At 40.5% G+C, this 24,593-nt stretch carries 21 protein-coding genes; 11 read left to right on the forward strand and 10 right to left on the reverse strand.

Going from position 1 to position 24,593, the window contains the following annotated elements:
- Positions 1-90 precede the first annotated feature (90 nt).
- Positions 91-228, forward strand: a complete 138-nt coding sequence (locus COR50_RS22345) for a hypothetical protein (RefSeq protein ID WP_157760948.1) — start codon at positions 91-93, stop codon at positions 226-228.
- Between the two features lie 89 nt (positions 229-317).
- On the opposite strand, the gene COR50_RS17230 is transcribed toward COR50_RS22345, so the two are convergent.
- The 3 genes from COR50_RS17230 to COR50_RS17240 are packed head-to-tail and all read right to left on the reverse strand — an operon-like array spanning position 318 to position 6,177.
- Complete coding sequence (locus COR50_RS17230; protein WP_098195138.1) at positions 318-1,547, reverse strand: alkaline phosphatase family protein; 1,230 nt, start codon at positions 1,545-1,547, stop codon at positions 318-320.
- 17 nt (positions 1,548-1,564) lie between these two features.
- The gene (locus COR50_RS17235) at positions 1,565-3,043 is read right to left on the reverse strand and encodes a SusD/RagB family nutrient-binding outer membrane lipoprotein (RefSeq protein WP_098195139.1); all 1,479 of its coding nucleotides are present in this window, start codon (positions 3,041-3,043) and stop codon (positions 1,565-1,567) included.
- A gap of 32 nt (positions 3,044-3,075) precedes the next feature.
- Positions 3,076-6,177 (reverse strand): SusC/RagA family TonB-linked outer membrane protein, encoded by a 3,102-nt coding sequence (locus tag COR50_RS17240; RefSeq protein WP_098195140.1) that lies wholly within the window; start codon positions 6,175-6,177, stop codon positions 3,076-3,078.
- Positions 6,178-6,516: 339 nt separating this feature from the next.
- On the opposite strand from COR50_RS17240, the gene COR50_RS17245 reads away from it, so the two are divergent.
- Positions 6,517-7,131, forward strand: a complete 615-nt coding sequence (locus COR50_RS17245; RefSeq protein WP_098195141.1) for a TetR family transcriptional regulator C-terminal domain-containing protein — start codon at positions 6,517-6,519, stop codon at positions 7,129-7,131.
- On the opposite strand, the gene COR50_RS17250 is transcribed toward COR50_RS17245, so the two are convergent.
- The 5 genes from COR50_RS17250 to COR50_RS22350 all read right to left on the reverse strand — a co-directional run bounded on the left by COR50_RS17250 (position 7,100) and on the right by COR50_RS22350 (position 9,920).
- Entirely contained in the window at positions 7,100-7,369 is a 270-nt protein-coding gene (locus tag COR50_RS17250; protein WP_198405683.1) for a CBU_0592 family membrane protein, read from the reverse strand. The two genes, COR50_RS17245 and COR50_RS17250, sit on opposite strands and share 32 nt — an antisense overlap.
- Positions 7,370-7,501: 132 nt before the next feature.
- Positions 7,502-7,828: a hypothetical protein gene (locus COR50_RS17255; RefSeq protein ID WP_098195142.1), complete on the reverse strand. Its 327-nt coding sequence runs from the start codon at positions 7,826-7,828 to the stop codon at positions 7,502-7,504.
- Complete coding sequence (locus COR50_RS17260) at positions 7,818-8,225, reverse strand: DUF4267 domain-containing protein (protein ID WP_098195143.1); 408 nt, start codon at positions 8,223-8,225, stop codon at positions 7,818-7,820. The genes COR50_RS17255 and COR50_RS17260 overlap by 11 nt, the downstream gene beginning before the upstream one ends.
- A 72-nt stretch (positions 8,226-8,297) precedes the next feature.
- Positions 8,298-8,873 carry a Crp/Fnr family transcriptional regulator gene (locus COR50_RS17265; protein ID WP_098195144.1) on the reverse strand — a complete coding sequence of 192 codons (576 nt, stop codon included), beginning with the start codon at positions 8,871-8,873 and terminating at the stop codon, positions 8,298-8,300.
- Between the two features lie 900 nt (positions 8,874-9,773).
- Entirely contained in the window at positions 9,774-9,920 is a 147-nt protein-coding gene (locus COR50_RS22350) for a hypothetical protein (RefSeq protein WP_157760950.1), read from the reverse strand.
- 108 nt (positions 9,921-10,028) lie between these two features.
- Here COR50_RS22350 and COR50_RS17275 point away from each other — a divergent pair, with 108 nt between their 5' ends.
- The 4 genes from COR50_RS17275 (at position 10,029) to COR50_RS17295 (ending at position 16,003) form a co-directional block, all read left to right on the forward strand.
- Positions 10,029-11,384, forward strand: a complete 1,356-nt coding sequence (locus COR50_RS17275) for a hypothetical protein (RefSeq protein WP_098195146.1) — start codon at positions 10,029-10,031, stop codon at positions 11,382-11,384.
- A gap of 12 nt (positions 11,385-11,396) precedes the next feature.
- Positions 11,397-12,401 carry an SPFH domain-containing protein gene (locus tag COR50_RS17280; RefSeq protein ID WP_098195147.1) on the forward strand — a complete coding sequence of 335 codons (1,005 nt, stop codon included), beginning with the start codon at positions 11,397-11,399 and terminating at the stop codon, positions 12,399-12,401.
- Positions 12,402-13,153: 752 nt separating this feature from the next.
- Positions 13,154-15,223: a WG repeat-containing protein gene (locus tag COR50_RS17290; RefSeq protein WP_198405684.1), complete on the forward strand. Its 2,070-nt coding sequence runs from the start codon at positions 13,154-13,156 to the stop codon at positions 15,221-15,223.
- A 51-nt stretch (positions 15,224-15,274) separates the two neighbouring features.
- Entirely contained in the window at positions 15,275-16,003 is a 729-nt protein-coding gene (locus tag COR50_RS17295) for a hypothetical protein (protein ID WP_098195150.1), read from the forward strand.
- Between the two features lie 973 nt (positions 16,004-16,976).
- Here COR50_RS17295 and COR50_RS17310 read toward each other — a convergent pair.
- Positions 16,977-17,264: a hypothetical protein gene (locus COR50_RS17310; RefSeq protein WP_157760952.1), complete on the reverse strand. Its 288-nt coding sequence runs from the start codon at positions 17,262-17,264 to the stop codon at positions 16,977-16,979.
- A 221-nt stretch (positions 17,265-17,485) separates the two neighbouring features.
- On the opposite strand from COR50_RS17310, the gene COR50_RS17315 reads away from it, so the two are divergent.
- The 5 genes from COR50_RS17315 to COR50_RS17340 all read left to right on the forward strand — a co-directional run bounded on the left by COR50_RS17315 (position 17,486) and on the right by COR50_RS17340 (position 23,434).
- A complete protein-coding gene (locus COR50_RS17315) occupies positions 17,486-18,292 on the forward strand; it encodes a hypothetical protein (RefSeq protein ID WP_098195154.1) in 807 nt (268 codons plus the stop codon).
- Between the two features lie 405 nt (positions 18,293-18,697).
- Positions 18,698-19,447, forward strand: a complete 750-nt coding sequence (locus COR50_RS17320) for a LytR/AlgR family response regulator transcription factor (RefSeq protein WP_098196302.1) — start codon at positions 18,698-18,700, stop codon at positions 19,445-19,447.
- Between the two features lie 7 nt (positions 19,448-19,454).
- On the forward strand, positions 19,455-21,461 hold the full coding sequence (locus tag COR50_RS17325) for a histidine kinase (RefSeq protein WP_098195155.1): 2,007 nt from the start codon (positions 19,455-19,457) through the stop codon (positions 21,459-21,461).
- 336 nt (positions 21,462-21,797) lie between these two features.
- On the forward strand, positions 21,798-22,676 hold the full coding sequence (locus tag COR50_RS17335; RefSeq protein WP_098196303.1) for a tetratricopeptide repeat protein: 879 nt from the start codon (positions 21,798-21,800) through the stop codon (positions 22,674-22,676).
- A 506-nt stretch (positions 22,677-23,182) separates the two neighbouring features.
- Entirely contained in the window at positions 23,183-23,434 is a 252-nt protein-coding gene (locus tag COR50_RS17340; RefSeq protein WP_098195157.1) for an FUSC family protein, read from the forward strand.
- A 265-nt stretch (positions 23,435-23,699) separates the two neighbouring features.
- On the opposite strand, the gene COR50_RS17345 is transcribed toward COR50_RS17340, so the two are convergent.
- On the reverse strand, positions 23,700-23,930 hold the full coding sequence (locus tag COR50_RS17345; RefSeq protein ID WP_157760954.1) for a hypothetical protein: 231 nt from the start codon (positions 23,928-23,930) through the stop codon (positions 23,700-23,702).
- Positions 23,931-24,593 lie beyond the last annotated feature (663 nt).

Consider the following 24,593-nt stretch of genomic DNA (forward strand, 5'->3'; position numbering starts at 1 on the left):
CTAAATTTATCTCTGGGCGTATATATCTGGCGGGTAGACACGCAACAATGTATGATTTTCCGAGCGAAATTTAAAAAATCCTGGATCCCTATGACTTCGAAAGTTATCGTTGAAGGCCAAGTCGTTACCGGACAAAACCCTTTCAGTTCCAAGGAGATGACCAAGATTGTTATTCAAGAACTTGAAAAGCAAATGGATTTGCAGTGCATCATATACCGGATGGCATAGTACGATACGATCTGCCCATCTTATTATTACAACTTGAAAAAGGGCCACCGGATCAAGGCCGGCAGCCCCTTAGCAAATCATTAAAATACCTACTTCACTACGATCCAACGATTCAGGAAATTACCAGGTGTTTCAATCACGATCTTATAAAAATTGGATGTTTCACCATTCAAGTCAACAACAGCCTCACCTTTACTGACAGGAACCGTAGCTTTCAATACATACTCATCTTGCCCGCCAGCCTTGAACTTATTGGTAGTAGCCAACCAGATTTTAGCATCTCCTTTTTGCCCGGTAGACTTCCAGGTTACTTTTATCTTACCATCTTCCAGTTTGGCATCGGCATTAGTAGCGTCAATGGTTCCGGTTAGTGGAATACCATCCACTTCCATTAAATGTTCACGAGGAATTTGAACGTCTAAAAAATTAGCGATAGAAGGCATGATATCTACGATGCCCGGCAGACCAGTTTTGAAGTAATTGTTTAAGTTCTTTGCACTGGTAACGATCCAGGTGCTCCGCTCACGATCCGATTGTCCACCGTGATGTTTCCCGGTACTAGCATCACGACCATGATCCGTTGTGATATAGATTACCCACTCTTCATTGAACCGCTTCTCCCTGTACTGGATGGCTTTCCATAAACGCCCCATCTGATTGTCCATATAGCTGATGGCCTTGAAGTAGTCGGGACTATCTCCGTGCATGTGTCCCATATCATCGGTATATTCGAGATATACCCAGGACAAGTCCGGCGCTTCATCATGGATATAGCGGGCCGCTTCATTAACCACCGCTTCATCAATCTGGTGCATGAAAGCCCGTTTTTTGTCATGCGGAAACTTCACGGTATCCAGCTCCAAACCATCAAAATGGTAATCGAGTTGCAGGTTACCGGTGGCGGCTAAGCCTTCCCCTACCAACTTCGTACGGTTATCCAACCAGCTTGAAAAAATCGCTGCCTTCTTTTGAGGGTATTGCGATTTGAAAAATCGGAAAATCGTCCAATAACTATAATTGGGATCAGCGATATCATTATCCCAAACATTATGCTTATTTACCCAGGTACCCGTCAGTAAACTATTATAACCTACCGCGGAAATAGTAGGAGTTTGTGAGTAGCCACCTTTCTCGCCACCAACATGCGCACGGGTATAACCGCCGACTTTCGCAATCTTATCGAGGTTAGGCGTCGGTTGATGTTCGATTACATCAGCCGCAATACCGTCAACAATTACGAATACCGCCTTTTTTGTTTTTTGCGCCTGCGCTGCTGTTATACTCAAAAAGCAAACAGCCATTAAAAATCCTTTCTTCATTTTTATCTATAAGTTTTTTATTGTAAAATCCACATCACGCCATTGATATCATCACCACCCGGGTATTGACTTTTTACGGCACTTTCCACATTCAGACGATTATTGGTAAACTCATCATTAGGATACATCCAACGCTTTGGAATCATACCATCATTAAGAATACCGGATCCACCGACATCGAAGGTAGGAAAACCTGTACGTCTTTGTTCGTAAAAAGGTTGCCATCCCGTATTCATAAACATGCTGACATACTTCTGTGTAATGATCTGCTTAATCTCGCTACCGGCTTGTAAGGCCAACCCGGGTTGCGCTAAATAATCATCTATATCAGAAGCTGAATAAGTATTATTAAAATTTGAAAATTCTAAAGAAGCCCTGGTACCATTTTGATAGTAAGTATCTGCATCCCCGGTAATCCATCCGCGAACTACTGCTTCCGCCAGGATAAACTGCAATTCGGCATAGCTCATCAGCAAGCTAGGCTCATTAGTTGCTTGGTAAGAATAGCGGTCATTGATCTGCGAAGCTTCGCCTGCTCCCCTTTTGGCAGTATTCTCAGCTAAAGCAGCGCTACCTCTCAGGCCATCATAAGCATCGAAATCATTTGCAGGAAGACCGGATGCCGGCTTGGGTTTACCGAAAACAAATAAACGCGGGTCTTTCAGCTCTTGCAAGATATCTACGAAAGTACTATCCAGGTAGTAATCTGTTTTCATAGAGTTATTATTGAAATAGGGATATTGGTTGCCCGTGATATCATAATAAGGCAAACGACCATTATCGGCATTAGATTCCATTAAAGGGTATTTCGCAGGATTTGAAACGATATCATTAAACCGTTGCTTGATATTTAAAGAAGCCACACCTTCCTTCTTCGAAAGGCTCATCAATACTCTCAAAGTGAAAGAGTTGATGAGTTTCTTCCAGTTCTCGATATTACCATCATATACCAAATCTCCATTAATAGCAACTTCCGCAGCAGAAAGAGAATCGCTAGCGATTTTAAGTTGTTCGAGTACGCCGAGGTAAATATCCTCTTGTTTATCGTAAGCCGGTCTTATAGCCGCGGTATCGACTACGTTACCATATCGAATGGATTGCATCATTTGGGAATACGGGATATCACCAAAAGTTTGCGTCATGCCAACAATGAAATAAGAAGTAAAGAACTTACCGATGTACTTGTAATTTTGCTTGCCCGTACGTGCCGCTTCTTGCTCCATTTTTACAACCTGGCTAATGTTGCCGTAGCCCATACCGCTACGCTGCCATCCATAATACTGGGAATTGCTGACGCTTTGCGTGTACACCAGGTACCGGGAAGCTAGGGCAGCATCAGCCGATATGGTTGAAAAAGCAGTCCTTTCAATAGCCGGTAATAACAATGAAGGATCGGCTATTGTCGGGTTATTAGGATTGATCTGGAAATCATCCAGCTTTTTGCACGAAGCAAAAGCCGAAAGTAATAACAGGAATAATAATCTATATCGTGTCATCTTATGATCGTTTTTAAATGAGACTATAACAGTTAGAACTTCAGGTTGACGTTAAACCCGATGGAACGCATGGAAGGCGTTTGCAGGTTATCGCTTTCGGCATCAGGATCCACGTTGGGGATCTTTGACAGGATAAACAAGTTATTGCCGATAAGGGATACAGTAGCGCTGTTAAATGCCCCCTTTATCCATTTACTAGGAAAATCATACGTTAATACCAATTCCCTCATTTTAAGGTAAGTGCCGTTGTAGTAATGGTAATTATTCAACATTCCGCCGCTGGTAGTTTGCATGAAACTGATATAGTTTACCGCGGTTGTATTTGGTGCAAACTTGCGGTCATCGGAAATGATATTACCGTAAGCATCATAACTCACACTACCTTCTGTAACAACAACACCCGGGCCCACGTAGGTACTTTTACCCTCGTTCGCATCATCCCGGTAAGAATTAACCGTTCCTTTGGCAGTACCGCCCCACCACATTTTCTGGTTTGTAGTAGAGTAAATTAGCCCACCCAGTCTACCATCAAAGGAGAAGCTGAGCGATAGGTTCTTATATTTGAAAGTATTCTGTATACCGTAGATCCAATCAGCATCTCCCAGGCCAAAATATTGACCTACCGGTGTATACGCCTGCATACCATTAGAGTTGTAAATTGCTTGGCCATCCGGGGCACGGCTTTCGGTAATATAAATTCTATCCGTACGTTGGCCTTCCTTCACTAAACCCAGGTAACCGTCGGGGTTATCCGTTGCATCCTTCAACCAACGGTGAACACTACTGAGGTTGATAGCCGCATCCCATGTGAAATCGCCGTTCCTGATCGGGATTCCACTCAGCATAAACTCCCAGCCCTTCCTTAAATAAACATTTGCATTCTTCAGGATACTGGTATAGCCGCTACCTTGTGAAAGGGCAACATTCGCGAAATTATTATAATCCTTATTCCTGAAATAAGTTGCATCAATATTAAGCCTGTTCCCGAAAAGACCTAGCGCGATCCCGTATTCTCCAGACTGTACCGTTTCAGGTACAAGACCGGGTGAAATAAAGGTGGTGGGCCATGTGAGGGAAGGGACATTATTCCATTTAGGCCCGAGGCCGTAAGTGGTAATGTGTGCATAAGGATTATTCGCATTAATAAATCCTGTATTTACTTTAGCCCAGGAGCCGCGCACTTTTAGGAAAGAAATAACTCTTGGCAACCTGATAATGTCCGATAGCACGGCAGAAACACCCGCCGAAGGATAAAAATACCCATTATTGCTCACGGGCAAAGTAGATGTTTTGTCATACCGGCCGGTCAACGAGAGGTATAAAAAACCCAGCGCTTCTACATCCAACATACCATAAGCAGCCATGGTTCTTCGTTCACGGAGCGTATTAGATGCTTTGAGTGGATTGATGGAATTACTTAATGAATAGAACCCGGGGATTGTTAATCCATCGGTCGTAGTATAAGATGATTCGTACCTCCTATAATTATTAGCGCCACCAGCGGTTACGTTTATTTTAAATTTCTTGCTGAACTCATGATTATAATTAAGGATCAAGTCTGAATTAATATCGAAATAGTTAGATACATCGGTCGAATAATTTCCCCTTGAAATATAACTATACGCTACGTAACTATATGGTTCGCGCAGATCAGAATTACTTGAATACTGGTTAAAACCATTCCTAAGCTTTACGCTGAAGTTATCCGTGATTTTGTAATCGAAAGTTACTTGGCCAAAACTGTTATTTCTTTTGTAACCGTTTAGCAGCTCATTCGCCACGAAAAAAGGATTATTATACCAAGATAGGTTGTAATTGCGTTGCTGTAAACCTTCTTTCCCCGGTATCCAGTAATTTTTCAGGTCACGGATGTCAATATCCGGTCCTATCCAGAGGATCAGGTTATACAAGTAGTTCGGCGGACCATAACCTACCGTTGGATAGTTGTCAGAGTATTCCTTATTGTAAGTAAGCTTAGCATCCATGGTCAGCTTGGATGACAACTGGTAATTCCCGCCGATAGAGAAAGAAGAGTTGTTCAAATCAGTATTTGGTACAACACCTTTCTGGTAAATATGGTTAGCTGCTACCCTGAATGACCCTTTTTCGGAACCTATCGATGCAGAAACACTATTGGTAGAAAGCAAGCCGGTCCTGAAGAAATTCCTGATGTTATTACGCCCCCTGGATACCCATGGCGTCTTGATGCGCTGGTTAGTAGTTGGATCTATGGGACTATCATATTGCGTAGTTTCAAAAAATCCGCTCGGGGTAGACGGGTCGCGTTGATCCAGCTTCGGCCCCCAAATCCAGCCACCGCCTTCCGTGCCGCCGCCGGAACCATTAACATATGCATATTTACCTTGGTCGCCACCGCCATACACGGTTTGCACCTCCGGAATTACGGTATAACCGGGCTGGAACATTGTAGATGAATTGAACTCCACGTTCAATTTGCCCTTGCGTCCCTTTTTAGTGGTATACAGGATAGCACCATTCACACCCATGGCCCCATATAGGGCTCCAGCCGCGGTACCTTTCAATACGCTGATACTCTCGATATCATCGGGGTTCAGCTTATAAGGATCTGCATCCGGATCGGGAATTCCATCTATCACGATCAGCGGGTTTCTACCCCGTAGCGAGATACCGGGATTTCGGAAGAGATCCGTCGTGTTATTGACATTCAAGCCTGCCACTTTACCGGTTAGGGCGCTTAATGCAGTGGCCGTCTTGGTTTTGGCCATGGTTTCGCCACTTACTTCCTGCACGGCATAACCCAATGCCTTCTGTTGTTTCTTGATACCGAGCGCGGTAGTTACAACTACTTCGCTCAATTCGCTACCACCCGGCTTCAACTGAACATCAATGTTTGTTCTGCCGTTTACCGCCACTTGCTGGGTCTCGAAACCCAGGTATGAGAATACGAGCACGGCATCCCTGGCAACTTGCAGGGAGAATTTACCATCCTGGTTGGTCGTGGTACCGTGATGCGTGCCGCTCACCGCTATGGATACGCCTATCAGCGCTACATTATCGCTGGCAGACCGAACGGTTCCTGTTACCGTTACATCCTGCGCGAATGCAGTCATTTGTAACAGCAATGAAATGAGGAGTAAAAACTTTGTTTTCATAAATAGCCTAGTTGTTGAAAAAATAGGATTGCGTGTTAGAAATCGGTATGATTTTTTTGCCGGAACAAAAATGCTCTTTTAGATCAAAGTATAAAAATTAATTGAACATTCATTCAATTAATTTTTATTTTCATAATAAAATCTTTACAATTAGTTAATATAGAATGATGATAAAATTCCCTAGGAAGGGAGGAGCTAGATTAGTTTAGGATAAATTCAAACGTTTGCATTAAGCATGGGAAAAATGGAGTAAATAGGGCCCGCATTATTAAACGGGTATGCAACATTCCGTTGGGAATGCTATATTTGCCGGGAATTTGCATACCACACTATCTATCTATGGGAAGACGAAGCATCAAGGCATCCAGGCAAAAAGAAATTATTGAAGCATTCTACACGCTTGCAAAAAAGGAAGGGCTGGAAAACGCATCCATTGCCAAAACGGCTGCACTTATTAACATTAACCCCAGCCTGGTTATCCATTATTTTAAAACCAAGGAATACCTGGTTTACGGGCTTATTGAATACATTCTTGACCAGTATTTGCTGATCTACAAAACGCCCGCCTCTTACAAGGGCGATCCTAGGAAGATACTGCTGAAAGTGATGGATAACATATTCTCGCACAAGTGGAACTTACTATTTGATGACAGCGTTTCCTACAGCTGTTACTCATTGGCTTTCAGGGATCAAAAGGTGAAAGAAAGTTACAAGGTATTGTTAGACACCCTGCGGGGGAACCTGCGGGACCTGATCGAGGAATGCAACCAACAGGGCGTTCTCAAGGTGAAAGATCCCGCCGCGGTTGCTGATACCATCTTCGTGATGGTTGACGGAGCATATTATTACCTGAGCCTCGTAAGCAATAAAAGGGAGTACAAAAAGAAGTTGGAACAATATAAATCGCTGGCATTACAGCAGCTCAATTTTGTTTCTTCCTCTTCCGGGAAATAACCAAGTAAGCACTAATAGCTATCAAGCCCCAAACTACGTTGACGACCACGTTAGGTAGATCTGCATAATACAGGGCATTGGCTGTAAGCCCCACGGCGCCCACCAGGTTCAACGCGTGATAGATCAATTGCCTGGCGCTGATCTTGTTTATACTTAGGAGGAAATAAGCCAGCAAATAAGCCAATGTACCCACCCAGCCCAGGATAGGGTAAATTCCGTTCATCATCAATAAATACATACCTCGGATGGTTTTCGGTTGGTAATAACAGGTGCAACCCGGGCTCAATATACGGAACGTTGGCGATTTTTAAGCTATTTCGGAAGGGTATTGACATTATCTCGATATGATGATTCTAAGCGTATAGCGACATTAATGAAAAATAGCGATACAACCTGCCGATATTGTTAAACCGAAGAGTCCAAAATACGCGGCTTTCGAAAGATCCCTTTCCCCGAATCTAATATTGATCAATGTTACCACGAGAAAAGCCAGCGTTTTAGGAACAACTTTGTAATAGTTAATATGCGGGTAACTTATCCAAACCAATAGCGCCCCGGTAAGTAGTAATATTACACCCAAGATCAATCCCGCTTTACCGCGTGGAGCAGCTCCCTTGGTCGGCCACAGTAGCGCCAAATGGATTAGGTAAGTAACAAATGCCAAAAAATGTATCAATAACAATATACTAAACAGCATGGCCGATCGTTTTTTTATGGGTTGAGAGATAGTATAGACCAAGGGTCAAACATATAAGAATAGCTGCCAGGTGAGGATATATAGCGCCGGCGGGATGTGAAGCGTTATTGATTACCAGCAGAAAATCAGTTACGGGAACAAGACTCATACATAGCATTAACCAACCAAGACTCCTATATTCCTTGTTCAATAGTAAAGCTATGGTCAGCAATCCCGTTGCTAAGTCCCTAATCGCTTTAATATAATGAAACTCGAAGTGATGGGTTATACCGGTATGAATTCCAAAGTCGGTTTCGGCCTGGATGGGCACGGTAAAAAATCTAAAGCCGATGAAGATCAGCAACAAGCCTGTTGCCAACGAAGTGAAATAAGCAATTTTCCAAGAAATAAGTTTCATAGTGCAGTGTTTTAATGACCGCACAAAACTATTTATCACGGCTCGCAGATCCGTTAACCCAGGTTAATAAATTTATTTTGCCAATCTTTTCCTTATACGGCTTAATGAAGGTGGCTGTACCCCTACATAAGATGAAATATAATATTGTGGCAACCTAGGTAATAGATCGGAATAGGCATCCAGGAATTGTAAATATCGCTGCTCTGGTTGGCTGGTATACAGGGAAGTCACCTTTTTAATGGCTTCTACATATAAAAACTCGCAGATCAGCCTGCCAAATTTCTGCCCCTCGGCCAAATGGGTATAAAAATCCTGCAAATCATCGTAAGAAATTACGAGGACGGTTGCATCTTCGATGAATTGTATAGCTGTCCTCGATGGAGATTTGTCCAGAAAACTTGCATAGTTACACGTGTACTCCAATTCTTTATTAAAATCCACCGTTTGCTCTTCCCCGTTATCATTGCTAACAACATACCGCACTAATCCTTTCTTTATAAAACCAACTTCCCTGCAAACCTGGCCTTCCCTCAAGAAATAATCGTTTTTCTTATACTCCCTGGCTGTGAATTTATTACATACCCACTCCTTCTCCTCATCCGAAAGATATATAAAATAAGAAATATTATTAAGCAATTGCTGGTGCATCCAAATACATTTTTTTAATCCTAATGGCAAATATCGATAACACAAATAAAATAATTATTTCAGCAAAATGAATTAATAAATTTAATTCTTGCCAACAGGTTGGAACCGGATCAATCAATCATGTGGCACCAGCGGAAAGATATTTCTTCAAGCCACGCAAAGCTGCATTCCCCATGCCAGTTATATCTGCCGGTTTCCACACCTGCCCTAACTGCCCTGTCCAAAAATGAAAAATTATCTGAACGGAGAGGATCGATGACCAAAATTATTATCTACATGAAATTACCGTGCGCGGATCCGAATTTAAAGCGCCAATATCTATCCAGTAATTGTATTAAATAATCATTCAATACAACCTGTGTTTACTGAATACAAATCATTGTTGTCCGACTAAAAATGCTTTAAAGGTACTTGAATTCCTTACCTGTTCAAGGATATAAGCGAAGGATGATACATTCACCCCCGCCAAGAGAACCGTGAAACTTCGCACCGTTGATAGCGAAGGGTAGCTTGGCCATACAGTAGTAGAAAGGCCGGATCGAGCGATCAAATTGGTGGCCGTAATGGCCAATTTGTGCCCTTTTTTGGTACTTCTTTGGGCAAGCAAAAAAGTACAAAAAACGAGCAGATGAACATTGAATCGAACTATTGAGGGATCAAATTGCTCCCCGGTTAAAATTTAGTCGGACAATAATGAATACAAATAATAAATTATCATTGACGCTTATGTATTGATGGCATTATCATATAAATTCCTTATGGCTGTACTGGATAATTTCAAATATTTTAGCAGTTTTACTGACTATAAGATTTAGCCCGAATCAATCACCGACTATTTATATGACTCAAGAATCACCAAGGAAATACCACCCTGTATATTATTTCATAATTATTTTAGCCTCAGCAAGCGCCGTGGCAAGCTTTTTCATGTTTAGCAGCAGGCATTGGATTGTAGGTATAATTTCCCTCGCGGTCACCGCCGTTTTCATTTACCTGGCCCGTTTTTATAAGGAAAAAGTGGGTAAACAATAGGAATAAAGCTGTCATATATTCACAACAACGTATCCTAAAAATTCCCGGACGAATATAAATCCGGCCATCCCTCCTGTGCTACCAGCGCTTAACTTTAGCCTTACTATATTTCTATTATAACTAATGGCAAAGCAGATCAAGGCAGTAAAATGTCCACAATGTGGCAGCATAAAAAAAGAGCAATTAAAGGAGGATCATTTCCGCTGTAAAAATTGCGGTGCAGAGTATTTCCTGGACAACGATGATATCAACATCAATATTCAACACCGTAACCCCGCAAACCAGCTACAACCTGCCCAGAGGAACCGGATGGTTGTCATCGCTCTTGCCGCGGCCTTTTTATTCATGTTGCTCCCGCTTTTAATCGGCATCTTTTCTGGCAATAACAACAGCGGAACATCCATATCTCCTGTAAAGGAGGAAACCAAGCAAAACATACAGGAGTTTTTTGTACTGGAGGGTAATGACGGCAAGCCCGTCATCGCTTTTAAAATAAAGCGGATGTATTACAATCGCAAAGTGCGCAAACCGGATGATTATATATTGAGATTCTACAACCCCATTCAAGACAAGGTATTGAAAGATATACCTATGAAAGATTGGAATCAAAATACCAGGCTGTATCACCATCGAATCTTTAGCGATGGCAATTGCTACCTCATCCCTTCCGACGAACCCGCGATTTATAAAATGGACGGTAAAAGGCAAGCATATGCGAAAGTTAACGGCGACTTCTTTAATTCGATTCCGGCATTTGGCTCCGGGATCGCTTCATTAGAATTTAGAAGTGCCTCCTACGGGGATGGGTTAGAAATCATGACTAACGACGGGACTAATTATTATTACTATCCCTTAGCCCAAAAAATATATAAAGGCCGGGATGAACTGGATGAAGCAGCGAAAAAGTATGAAAACGATCTTACAATGCCGACAAAAGTGTACTATACGTTCACTGATAAAAGCTTTGATTATAAAAAGGAAAAAATCCAGTTAATCAAATTTTGGTACCGGGAGCGTCCTGGTGAACTAAAAAGTATTCCAACTAGTCCATCATGGCGCAAGAAAATGTATATGCCCAAGAAAGCAGGTATATATAAAGGCAATTTCAAGTATACTAAAGTATTGTTCTCATCACGGCGGATAACTGACTTTAAAGACTTAACTCCCGGCCGGTTATACTTTGAGCCGGAAATAGTTTATCAAAACAATGATGAACTTTTTATTACCGGGCTCCCCAATGCAAACCCGAATGGCAACAAATTCTTACAGAAAATAGATACCCAATCAGGAAAGGTAATTTGGACCTACAAACCCGCCGGGACGGATTGCGACTTTGTATTTGACTTCTTCAAGTTCACGAGCGGTATTGCATTCAACATAAGAGGCAAGGAAAATGGCGCATCTTATGATAAACTGGTCCTGTTACATAATGATGGTAAAGTGATGAAAGAAATTGATTTACGCAAGCTCTTTAATTAAAAAAAATCAATCATGGCATTCCTTAATTTTTTGAAAAGACAATTCGCGAGCGTTATTGCTTGGCAGCCCCAGGACCCGGATTTACTTTTATGGAAATACCCGGCGCTTACAGACGAGTTGAAAAATGCAAGTAAAATTATCGTTTCCCCCGGGCAAGGTTGCATTTCCGTGTATGAAGGTAAGATCATCGATGTGCTAAATGCGCCAGGTACTTATTACCTGGAAACAAGTAATGTGCCTTTCATCACCAGTTTACTAAAAGCAGCCCAGTTTTTTGAAAGCGAACATAAAGTATTACTTTACTTTTACCGGAAATCCGAGGTGGTTAATCAAGGATGGGGAACGGCCTCCCCGATCAAATATATAGATCATGAGTACAATATCCCGATACAGCTTTCAGCTTATGGTAATTTCTCCTATCAACTGACAGATGCTGAAAAATTCTATACAGAATATGCTGGTTCAGGCATACAATACACCCTAAAGGATTTTCAAGAGTTGATCCAGGGGCGTATTATACAGTTCCTGACTTCGCATCTCGCTGAACAAAGAGTGCCTTACAATACCATTGATTCGCAAATCCATGCGATTGCCGATGCCGTGAGAGCACAATTAAATACAATCTTCACAACACTTGGCGTAAAGTTGACCGATTTTAGAATCGAAGGCAACAGTTTTGATGATGAAACCGTAACCCGCATCGGTAAAATAGCCGATGTTACTGCCGATGCAAAGGCTGCCCACGAAGCCGGCCTCAATTACAGCCAGCTTGAAAAATTAAGAGCCTTGAGAGATGCGGCCACCAATGAAGGAGGTATGGCGGGGGCAGGTGTCGCGATGGGCGCAGGGCTAAGCATGGGCAAAATGTTTACAGATTCGATACAAGATGAAGTACAACCCAAGAAAAATGAAGATGAAATACAGGTGCTCAAGCGCTTGAAATTGCTCCTGGATGAAAACCTGATCACCCCGGCAGAATACGAAGAGAAGAAAAAACAGGTGTTGGACAAAATGTAAAGCTAAAAAAAGTAGATATGAAATATTTTATTGGAATACTATTTACATTGGGCATTTTATTATTGACCTTTTTAGGGCTAAATCAGCTTTGGAACTGGGTAAACTTACATCAAGAAAGCATTTCAGGATCCGTGTTAACAAGCGTAATTTTAGTAGCGTCAATTATAGTTCTTTACTGTACCTGGTACATTTTCTTTAGAAAAAACAATCGCTATCCTGTTATAGGTGACAGGAATAGCAATCATAAAATTGATAGTGAATAAAAGCTTTTCGATGAATAAGACGCTTTATTTATTATTGCTTTTAACACTGGCACCTCTTCTGTGTATTTCACAAAAAAACAGCGGATTCGGGCAATTTATCCCGCATGGTTTCCTGCTAATTGACTCGATAAAGGGTGATTTATACCAGGATAACCGTACGGATATCGTTCTGATAATTAAGGATACTCAAAAAGCATAGTTTTTTCATCGGAATTAAATTTATAACCAAGTTAAATATATCTACAACTATTCATATCATACGGAAGGGTAAAGTTAAGCGAATTGACCAGGTATTGAAATGCTTATTAGTATCTGTACCTAAATGTTCATTACCTGAACGGGACAGCTAGATTTACGGATTTAAAGACGAAGAACACGAATACAAATTGCTAATCCATCCATTTAAACAGTTTTTTACATCTTTGTATTTCAAAACATATGGTAATGACCCGACAGATTCTTATTGTTTCACTATTTATATCGATTTCCATGATAGCCTGTACCCATAAACAGGACAAAAGCTTGTCCAACAAGGAGTATATCGCCCATATACAACAGGTAAAAGACGGTGAATTCAACGAAGAAGCGCAACAGCAAGCCCGGAAAATCAAGGAAACATTAAATTCACTGGATGAATTTGAATTATACTTCTCTTTCAGCTTTGGCCTAAGCGACGGTAGTTCCGGTTCCCAGCCCGAGGCGGCTGAGGCCTTTACATTACCTTCCGCAGATGCTACCAGGGCAGACTTTTATGATCCCGGAAGGCGGCTATATTTCACAGAACATAAAAGATTGCCAGAACCCGCATTCGAGTTTAATATGGGTTATAAAGATGAAGGGTTCCAATCGCTATCCATCAAGGACTTCAAATATAATATTCAAAAGATTTATCTAAAAAACCAGGCAGTAGCGGCTAAGGATATCCGGTTACGGTCTGTTGACAGCTTGGAAGTAACAGTACGGTATAGCTACCCTACCGCTTTTGATACGGTCACAATTACGCGTAGTCAACCCGAAGTTTTATATAAAAATACGGGTCTGAAGGTGCATCGATTTGATGATCAAAAGCTGGTTATCGATCTTCCCATCGATATATCCAGTAATATTTTAGCGTACCATGGAATTACTGCGGATGGAACCATTATAGCCAGTAACGGTCATTCAAGCTTCCCCTTAACAATCATAAAACCGGCTTTAGTGAAGGAATTAATGACTTTGCAGGAAGCCTTCCAGGCAGCAGACAAAGCCCGGATCCAACAGGTTATGGAAGAAAGTAAGAACAACCTGCTGCCAGGGCTCTCCCTCTTAGAATCACTGGAAAAAGAAGTTATGACATATGAGGAAAGCGAAGAAAACCTGGAAACGGAAGTAGAAACATTGAAGCAATTGATAAAGGATTATGCAGCAGTTTTGGAAACCGGGAAACAGCGTTACGAGATTACTTTTCCTTACGGGGTGAAAGCAGTACATCTATACATCGCTTCGGCGTTTGATTCCCTCCAAAGAACCCTTACCGTTCAAAATGCATTACCGGAACGCCCGGAATTTGAAGTATTTAAAGATGATGCAAATGACCTTTACGGTATCGTGGACAAGTCCGGAAGTATTACCATACCGGCCAAGTACAAAGATCTGCATAGCGTTGCAGATCATTTCTTTATAGAAAGGCAAAAAGGTGATTTTTATACCCACCACCTGGATGTCGAGCAGAAAACACTGAAACAAGTACCGGGGAAAGTTACCTTTTACCAGGACCTAGGAAATGGTTTGTATAGTTTTCATGATGAAAATCGAAAATTAGGCGTTCTTGACAAAAATTTTGAAGTAGTACTTCCCTTCCAATATGAAAATGCAACGTATTGTGCGGGTTTACTCGTGATGAGCTACAACCACCGTGGTCGAATTTATCAGAAAATCTTTACTCGACCAGGTAAAGAAATCGAAATACCAGGGATTATTAAGAATAGCAGCTGCGCGGATTCCTACTTAATATTAAAGAATAGGGAGGGAAAATCGGCCATCCTGAATAAACAGGGAAAACTAATCCTGCCTTTCAACTATTATATTGATGGCCATAATGATGCGGTTGCGAAACATCTAGCCAGTTATACCTCTTCAAAAAATGAATCTGCCTTAAAAGGATTGGTAAACACGGAAACCGGCAAGATCGTAGTTCCCGAAGAAAAAGGCTTTTACCATATCTATCCATTTTCGGAAGGATTAGCAGCGGCTATATTTTCAAAAAACCAAGGTGACAAAATGGGATTCATCAACGAAATGGGCGAAACAGTTATTCCACCCCAATTTCTATATGCTAACAATTTTTACAAGGAACTGGCCTGCGTCCTGGCGGCTGATGAGCAGGTATATTTAATCACACCTACAGGAAAAGTTGTAAAGTCCTTCCCCGGCATCGTTCAAAATGAAGAACATTTTAAAAAGCGGAATTACGGGTATAAAAAGGAAACAGAAGACGGCCTTGTTTATTATGAAATTAATGAACGGTATTATAATGATCAAGGCGAGCCATTAAACAAAGAATTGACCAGGGAAAATTAAAGTATTATGCGATATAAAAAATCTATTCTGTTCATCACTATAATAAGTTTTATGCTACCATCTTGCCTGCAAGAAAAACCGCAATACGGAAAAGATGCGCTAAAATTGGATCATTTCCAGTTTGATCTTGACTTAGACCACTTTTTCAAAGATGAAAGTATTTTTGTAGGCACCAACGATGAGGGATTCACCCTGTCTAGTGAAGAAGTGCGATTTGAGAACGATTCTGCGCTACGGGGCTTTATCCAATATTCCTCCCGTACCAGGTCCGTATCAAGGCCATTGGCGCAATACGCCGGGGTTCCCTTCGAAGACCTGGGCTTAGTTACCGATTGGAATGATGAAAAAATATGGATGGCTTGCGGCTCATCAAGATATAAATCATCGCAAGAAATCATGAAAATTCTTCAACAGTTGAAAAAAGAATATAACAAGACTCCCGAATTATACAAAGGCGGATTTTCAAGTAACAAGACATTATACTTCATTTTCAACGAAGCGGGTAAGGAAGTCCAATTCGGTGTAAATCTTCCTAATACAAATTTTATAAAATGGCCGGAGAAGTCCTACTGGAGCGGAGACGATGATAAGGATGAAGCATCTGACAAAGCTCTATTGCTCACGGATGATATAGAAAAGTCAGTGGAACAGTTATTGAATGAACAGGCAGAAAACACTTGTTATCTTTTTATTACAACTGCCCCGGTGGCCAAAGCCATGCAAAAACAAAGCGGTCGATCCGGTTTCCTGGTTGATTATTGCAGGAAAAATGACAGGTAATGCGCCTGGAATTATTTGCTATTGAAATACTCTATAATGCTGGCAATGAATAATGTAGTGTAAATAATAAGGGTAATCGATGTCACGAATAGAAAAATAATGTTAAACACCCTGATCCAAGTCCTTTCTATCTTAAATAGCAGGAACCAACTGAATGCATACGAGAGGAGCAGCAGTAGGATAAGGCCAACGACCGTAATATAAAACATCGTACCCGGCGGATTCGGCTTAACGTAGTGCATCGATTTTACCACCAGGTAAGCAAAAAGTATGAATATGACAATAATGAAAAAAACAATATTCGCGATAGCCATACCATCAGGCTTAAAAATTGGAGTCCCAATAGTAATTCATTAAAAATGAAAGGTAAAAGGAATTTAGTGCAGTTGATACCCCCTATTCATATCCGTTTAGATTGGGTTTAAATCCGGGATTATTAATAGCTATCTCAAATACTAAGGCAGTCGATACAGATATAAATTACTGCTTCTATCGAGGATGTAAGCCCTTTAATTTTGCATCAGAAATCATCAATTGTATGTTATTTTTATACGGTGTAAAGAATAAAGTTCTCAAAATAATCCCGCTACAGATAAAGAAAGTGCAGTGTCAAAATTGTCATACGTCCAACATTCAAATAAATTTCATTGGTAGGTATGTGCATATATTCGGTATCCCTTTGTTCTCAATCGGGAAAACCGGCCTGGCACATTGTACTTATTGTAAACAGCAACTTTCCAAAATACAATTTACCCCACCGTTACGAAAGGAGTACCAGGCATTCGAAAACGATGTTAAAATTCCTATTTGGTTTAATATTGGCGTTATTATCATCACGTTCCTGGTAGTTATTCCGTGGTTGTTGGCGCTTTCTCTCTAGGTATTTAAATAATATCATTATTAACGGTAAATCGCTGGAGCAAAAGATCATGAACCGGCACCTGTAGCAACTTTTCCTTTACCAAAAGGAATTTTATTGTTCGCAAAACCAGTAAATTTTATTATTAAAATCTTTCACCAATAACCTTCTTTCAACGTAGTGTAAATCTAATTTTACAATCGTTGCAACCGCAGAATCCTTCCCGGTAAAAATCGTATCATTTCTAAGCCAGTTATGACTATCATCAAACATCAAAATATCGGATAGACCGGCTTTTGCACCACAGTTCATCCAAGTAGTCTGCGATAGATCTGCATTTATATTAAAACAGGAAGGTAAATAAATGAATGTAAGAAGCGCCCACAAAGAAACAAGTCTCATAAATGAAAGGTTTTACGGTCAACAGGATACCGGATGGCGATAGGAAATTCAGCAGGTATAGCTCCCGGTAAGCCCATCAAAATACTAACGAACAGAAATAGAGCAAAACCCGCTACCATGTGAATCCGGCAGGCACCAAATACTAATTAAAAACCTACGGATAGAAATTTAAGGCCCCGGCATTCCGTACAATTTACTTCATTTGATGAAAAAGCTGCTCGATGAGAGGACTCATTACTATATTATGCTTAATTGCCTTGAACGCATGTAGTACTTGGAAATATGTTTCGAGCAAACACCAAAATGCCGAAGAACTAGGTCTGGCAGGACATCCCCGAAAGGTGATCACGTACAGGTATCAACAGGATGGGCGATTGTTTATAAAATCTACTGATTCCTTCAATGCAGATGGATACCGAACTCAAAAGCAGCTAGAAATACATAACCCCGGGAAACCCGTTCGCTACGATACTTCCTACTGGATATTTGATCAAAATAATTTTTTGACTTCCGAGTTATTGAATAACCAAAAAACGGGTTATGTAAATAACCGTCACGGTCGCGTCAAGAAAAAATACTTTTACCGGCATCCCGACAGTTTAGCGCTATTAACAACGTATAAGTACAAACCCCGGCACCGGAAAATAATACTAAAATCGTACAATACGGACGGATCTTTGTATTCAACCGGAATTTCGTCTTATGACAAGCAGGATCATATCATCTACTCAAAATTCTTCATCCCCGGTTATAATGCCTTGGAAGAGACATGGTGGGAAAGGGATGAACAAGGTCGCAAAATCCTATCCAAGCTAAAATCGAACGACATTAATGATACGCTGTATACCTATTTCAGATACGATCCCTATGGAAAGCTATCCAGTACAAGGTATGTAGACCAGGATAAGAAAATTAAAATTAAAAAATTCACCTACCGCCTGGATAGTTTAGGTAATTGGATTGAAAGAACACAGGAAGTAAATGGTTATAAAATCAAGGAGCGAAAAGAGATAGAATATTATAAATAAAATCATTATTGTCCGACTAAAAATGCTTTAAAGGTACTTGGATTCCTTACCTGGTCAAGGATATAAGCGAAGGATGATACATTCCCCCCCGCCAAGAGAACCGTGGAACTTCGCACCGTTGATAGCGAAGGGTAGCTTCGCAATACAGTAGTAGAAAGGCCAGATCGAGCGATCAAATTGATGCCGTAATGGCCAATTTGTGCCTTTTTTTTGGTTTTTTGGGCAAGCAAAAAAGTACAAGAAACGAGCAGATGAACATTGAATCGAACTTTTGAGGTGATGATAGTTTTTTCGTTGAAAATTTAGCCGGACAACAATGAATAAAATATAATATCAATAGTGATTAACAACCGCATGGCATTGTTGTCAAACTATTATTTAATAAATTTGAATAAATCTGAGCGCATGATTAAGACAATTATTATCGAAGATGAACCGGCCATCCAGAAAGAAATCGAATGGTTGGTAAACCAGGAGGAAGATTTAGAACTGGTTGGTACTGCCGGGACTGTCTTTAGCGCTACCGAGCTGATACGCACCCAACAACCCGATTTGGCACTGATGGATATCCAGCTTACGGACGGAACCATCTTTGATGTCTTACAACAGCTAGATGACATCCCCTTCCAGGTAATTTTCATTACGGCTTATAACCATTACGCGATCAAGGCCATTAAACTGGGCGCATTGGACTATTTACTGAAGCCCTTAGATGAAAAAGAATTACAAGAAGCGCTCGGAAAAGTAAGGGCAAAAAATTTCGATCCATCAACACAACAACAGCAAATATCAGTAGCCGAAAGCCGCTTAAAAAATGAAATGCTGAGCTTGGAAGATCCCATGGTGCTTCATACGCTAGAATACTTACAGGTATTACAGTTGAAGGAAATCATTTATTTGAAAAGCGAGGGCAGCTATACCAATTTCATATTAACCGGTAATAGAAAAATAATGGTGTCTAAACCATTAAAATATTACCAGGACCTATTGCCCGAAAGATGGTTTTTGCGGCCCCACCAATCTTACCTGGTCAATACAACCCTGATCGATCGCTATATTAAAACCGGGTATATCATACTGAAAGACAAAACGCAAATACCGGTATCGGTACGTAAAAAAGAAGCCGTTGTACAACAACTCACCCAGGGGCAATAACTTGAATATGCTGCAAAATAAACTGCTTTCATACACGCTTTCACTCCTGTTATGTACGGGCATGCTGTGTATACTTGGTTGTATTGATAAGCCAAATGAACACGGGAAAGTTAACAGAACTGAAAATAAAGAACAGCTGACAATCCTGGAGCAACAAGCGCAGCAGCTAGCCAAAGAAAAACAGCTCCCGTTTTGGAGAAAGACACTACATAACAAAACGTTTTCCCATGATGCCCAAGCCAAAGCACGTATATATTACAGGATTGCCGGCGCTTTCTACAACCGGGGAGATTTGGACTCTTTAAAATTCTTCATGCGGAAAGCCTGGGATGCATTGCAAACAGCCGATGAACCGGGAGAAATGCAGGTTTTATTAAACTACGGCGAAGGTAACATCGCGACGATAGAAGGAAATATTCACCAGGAGAATTACTATTTTAACTTAGCATCCCAACAAATCGACGCTGATTCTTCGCTGGACCTGACCACCGTGCAGAAGGCCAGTATTTTTATGGCCACGGCACAGTCCGATGCAAGGCTCAACCAATATACACAAGCGATGGCCTGGAACCGGAAAGCCATCCAAGCACTACATGCTACCGGTACGCCGGTGCGACTGAAATACCGCGCTTACAGGCAACTGGCCAATAATTTCCGTTTATCCTCCGGCGGGAACCTCGATTCCGTGTACCATTATATACAGGTTATCGATACAATTTGGCAACAGAACCAAAATCTTGTCAACCCGAGATTCTTATACGATGAAAAGGCCCATTATTTCCAAGAGCTGGGGCAATATGATTCGGCCATAATGTATCATAATAAAATACTGTCATTAGACAAAATCGTGTTGCAGGAGTCGCCGCAATACCCGGCAAGCCATAGCAACCTATTTAAAGATTATATTAACCTCTCGCAAAACTATCTACAGTTAAAGAAATTCCCTCAAGCCCGAAATTATATTGAGCAAGCACAAGAGATCATCAAAAATGATAAAAATTACCTGGGTGATGCCGATTACCTGCTCTATCAAGAAGCATTGGTCGATTATTTTTTTCATACCCACCAATTTGATAAAGCCTTCGAGGAATACAATTTACTTCTAGAAAAGTACAAGGTGGTATATGAAAATAAATATGCACAGTCTATCGCTGAAATGGGCACGATATACAAGTTACAATCCAATGAAAAACATATAATGAACTTGAATCAACAAGTTCTGATGACGGAAAATAAACTGGCACAAAACCGCTTATGGCTGATTATAGCCGCGTTGGCCTCCCTACTGGCCATTGCGATCATCGTAATACTATACATTGGCCGCAAACAAATGCGGCTCCAGGAAGAAAAAGAAAAAGTCCAACTGCAAAAGAAAGCCATGGAGCTGAAACAACAACTGCTCCGCACCCAAATGGAACCGCACTTCGTATTCAACACGCTCGCCGCCTTGCAAAGCTATATCCGCATAGATGAAAAAGATAAGGCCCTGCGATACCTGAACCAATTTAGCCGCTTATTACGCAATAGCCTTGAACTTTCCAGGGAAAACTGGGTTCCGCTGGAAGCAGAAATAGAAACCCTAGAGTATTACCTGGGATTGCAAAAAATGCGGTATGAAGATAATTTTGATTATGAAATAAAGAAATTTTACCCCGAAAGAATCGACCAGGTCCGCATCCCACCGATGCTGATACAACCCTTCGTAGAAAACGCCATCCTCCACGGTGTCGCTAATGCAAAAGAAAGGGGCAAAATTGACGTGGAACTAACCTTGCAGGGAGATTCGTTATTGGTATATATTATTGACAATGGTCCCGGCATTAAATCCTTGAAAGAAAACCCCGACGGGAAGAAAAAATCCTTATCAACCACTATTAGCCGGGAGCGATTAGAAATTCTGGCCAAGCAAACGGGCATCGAAGTAATGGTGAATATACTGGATCTGCACCAGGTAGACCATAGCTTGACAGGCACGAAAGTGGAGTTGCTCATCCCTGTAGAAATAGATTTTTAAGAAAACGGATATAAACTAATGCCGAGCGGATATTAATCTCAAGTTCATCCATCCATAATAATTAGCGAATATTGTCCAGTACCACCTGTCTATGCGGAAGTTATTCAAGAATCATATTACTCAAGGATTAACAGGCTCAATCAGAACAAAGCCCGGAGCGAGTCCATTTGACATAGATAAAAATATTTGGAACCGGTACGAACAAGAACCATTTAACCTAGCTTTTATATATCAACGTTACAATAAAATCGAGGGACAAGATTACGTGCTTGGCAAGATCATAAATGACATCAGGAGAATATAAAGATGATTCCAACACTTAAGAACATCCAAAATATGAAACTCTTATTTACGTTAACAATTGGCATACTTGCATCTATCCCAGTATTTGCGCAAGACAACCCAGAATTGCAACGAATGGCAGACAATGACCAGAAACAGCGGATGGGACAAAATATCGATTGGAAAGAATTAAACAAACAGGATAGCATAAGAAGGGTAAAAACGCTTTCGTTTATGAAAGCAGGAAAAATAAAAACAGCAAAAGATTATTATAATGTAGGGATCATTTTTCAACATGGAAACGACACTATTGCAAGCGGTATCGCTGTAAAAAGTTTCAAAACAGCATTAGAAATGGATTCCAGCTTGAACAGGTGGTGGTATGCAGCCGCGGTTGACAGGGATTTGATGCGTAAAGGACTGCCGCAGGTATACGGAACACAAATCATTAAAAACAGCTCGACCCAAGGTAAATGGAAGCGTTACAATTTGGATCCCACTAAAGTTACCGATGAAGAACGAAAATATTACAGTGTAGAAACGCTGGCTGAACAGCAGGAAAAAGAACGCTTGATGAACCTGGAACCCATTGCCCAGTATTATATAAAATCGAAGTCGATAGAAAAAACGATCGATCTGATCAAAAGAGAGATAGGGAAAGGAAAAGAATCTTCGTACAACGTAAGCGAACAAAGTATCAACGGCTTAGGATATATGTTATTAAGTCAAGGAGCGGATACTGATGCGCTAAAAATATTTGAACTCAATACAAGGTTATACCCCGACGCGTTCAATACCTATGACAGCTATGGTGAAATATTGCTAAAATTGGGCAAAAAAGAAGCGGCTATTAAGGCATATAAAAAATCCTTGGCGTTAAACCCAGAGAATGATAATGCGGCAAAGGTCTTGAAGGGAATATCCGGGGAGTAGTATTATTCATATTTTATCATTGTTGTCCGACTAAAAATGCTTTAAAGGCACTTGAATCCCTTACCTGTTCAAGGATATAAGCGAAGGATGATACATTCACCCCCTGCCAAGAGAACCGTGGAACTTCGCACCGTTGATAGCGAAGGGTAGCTTGGCCATACAGTAGTAGAAAGGCCAGATCGAGCGATCAAATTGGTGGCCGTAATGGCCAATTTGTGCCCTATTTTGGTACTTTTTTGGGCAAGCAAAAAAGTACAAGAAACGAGCAGATGAACATTGAATCGAACTATTGAGGGGTCAAAAGTACTCCCAGGTTAAAATTTAGTCGGACAACAATGATTTTTTATTGCTAAATAATGATAAGCTCCAATTTGTAAATATTGAATAGAAATACTAATTTCCTCCCTTAACGGTAGTAACTACCTTTACAAGGCATTATCCAATAAAGTACATATTATTCGTTTACTGATAGTTTATTGGATCGGGAATTAACGCAACATTTCAAAATGGAACAAAAAAAATTATCAGAATTAACAGATCAAGAACTGTTAGAAGAATCAAAAAAAATCAAGACAAAGACTCTCATTACCACGGTATTAATCGGATTTCTAATCGGCATCGTGCTTTACAGCGTTATGAAAAACACCTGGGGATTATTAACGCTGATACCTTTATTCTTGATATATAAATTGGCTAACAAAGCTAAATATGATAGCAAGGAATTGGAGGCGCTATTAAAAGAACGAAATTTAAAATAGGTAAATTGAAGGGAGATGCCATAGCTATATTTCCAAACAACTAAGCCCAAGGTTTTTGAGATTTTGATAAAAATAAAATACCGGTGATAAAGTAATTCGATACTATAGGAAATTCAAGGTTTTTAGCTTACGAGAGCTCACAAAGAGCTAATATTTATGATTCATCATAACCAAATCTAAACTCAATTAACAATCCATCAATAAAAACATACTCTGCCAGATAGGTCATATATCGATTATGGAAAGAAAATATTTTCTTATTATCCTAGTAATAAATTTTCCAATCAACACTATCAAATTTATGAAGAAAATCACCTTCATGCATTCCAAGACGTATAGCACTTCCTGATATAAAATCAGTCATATCCGTAATCAAATATTTTTGACCGATCGCTGAATCAATATTATTACAAATTGTAAAAACATCATAGTCATCAATTCCCCCTCCATTTGAGTGGTGCAACTTAAATAATCGCGACTGATCCTTCGTCACCAAGAAAACGCATTTACTAATATCCCAATCCACTAGAGTATCTAAAGCCCCCAATACTTTTTTTCTGTACTCGGCTCACCCATAAAAACTCCATTAATCGACATATCTAATAATGCATTATCTAAGCCCGCTTCATTACCCTAAAAATCAATTTAAGCTTGCCTGTTGGAATCAATATTTGGTCTATCTATCAAAACAACATTACTCAAATCAACTTCGCTATCAGCTACAATCTTATCACTTGAATTACGAACAGAATTACAACTTAATGTAATACAATTTAATAAAACTAGGAGTAAATAATTCCTTCCCGTGCAGCGTTTATTATCATAGAGTTTAGTATATACGGAAGGAACGCTTCGAAACGCTCAAAAAAACAAAACTTGCGATGGTCGCAGGTTTTGAAAGTTGTTTATGATCCCGCTGGCATCTTTACAATTCCAGCGAAACGCCCACCAGGAGTCGAATGTTGTATTTTGCCACCCTATAGGTACCCGGGGGGTTACCCTTCAGGCCTAGACGTATTTAAACGAATTAAACTATGAACTCTTTTATAATGTATGGCAAATTGATACACATCAATGGAAAAAGTAAATTTTCGATTTTCTGGATGATTTGAAATTATAGACAACGCGGATAAATATCAACTGAACATATGATCGTAAT

This window comes from Chitinophaga caeni, from assembly GCF_002557795.1.
Taxonomy (GTDB): Bacteria; Bacteroidota; Bacteroidia; order Chitinophagales; family Chitinophagaceae; genus Chitinophaga; species Chitinophaga caeni.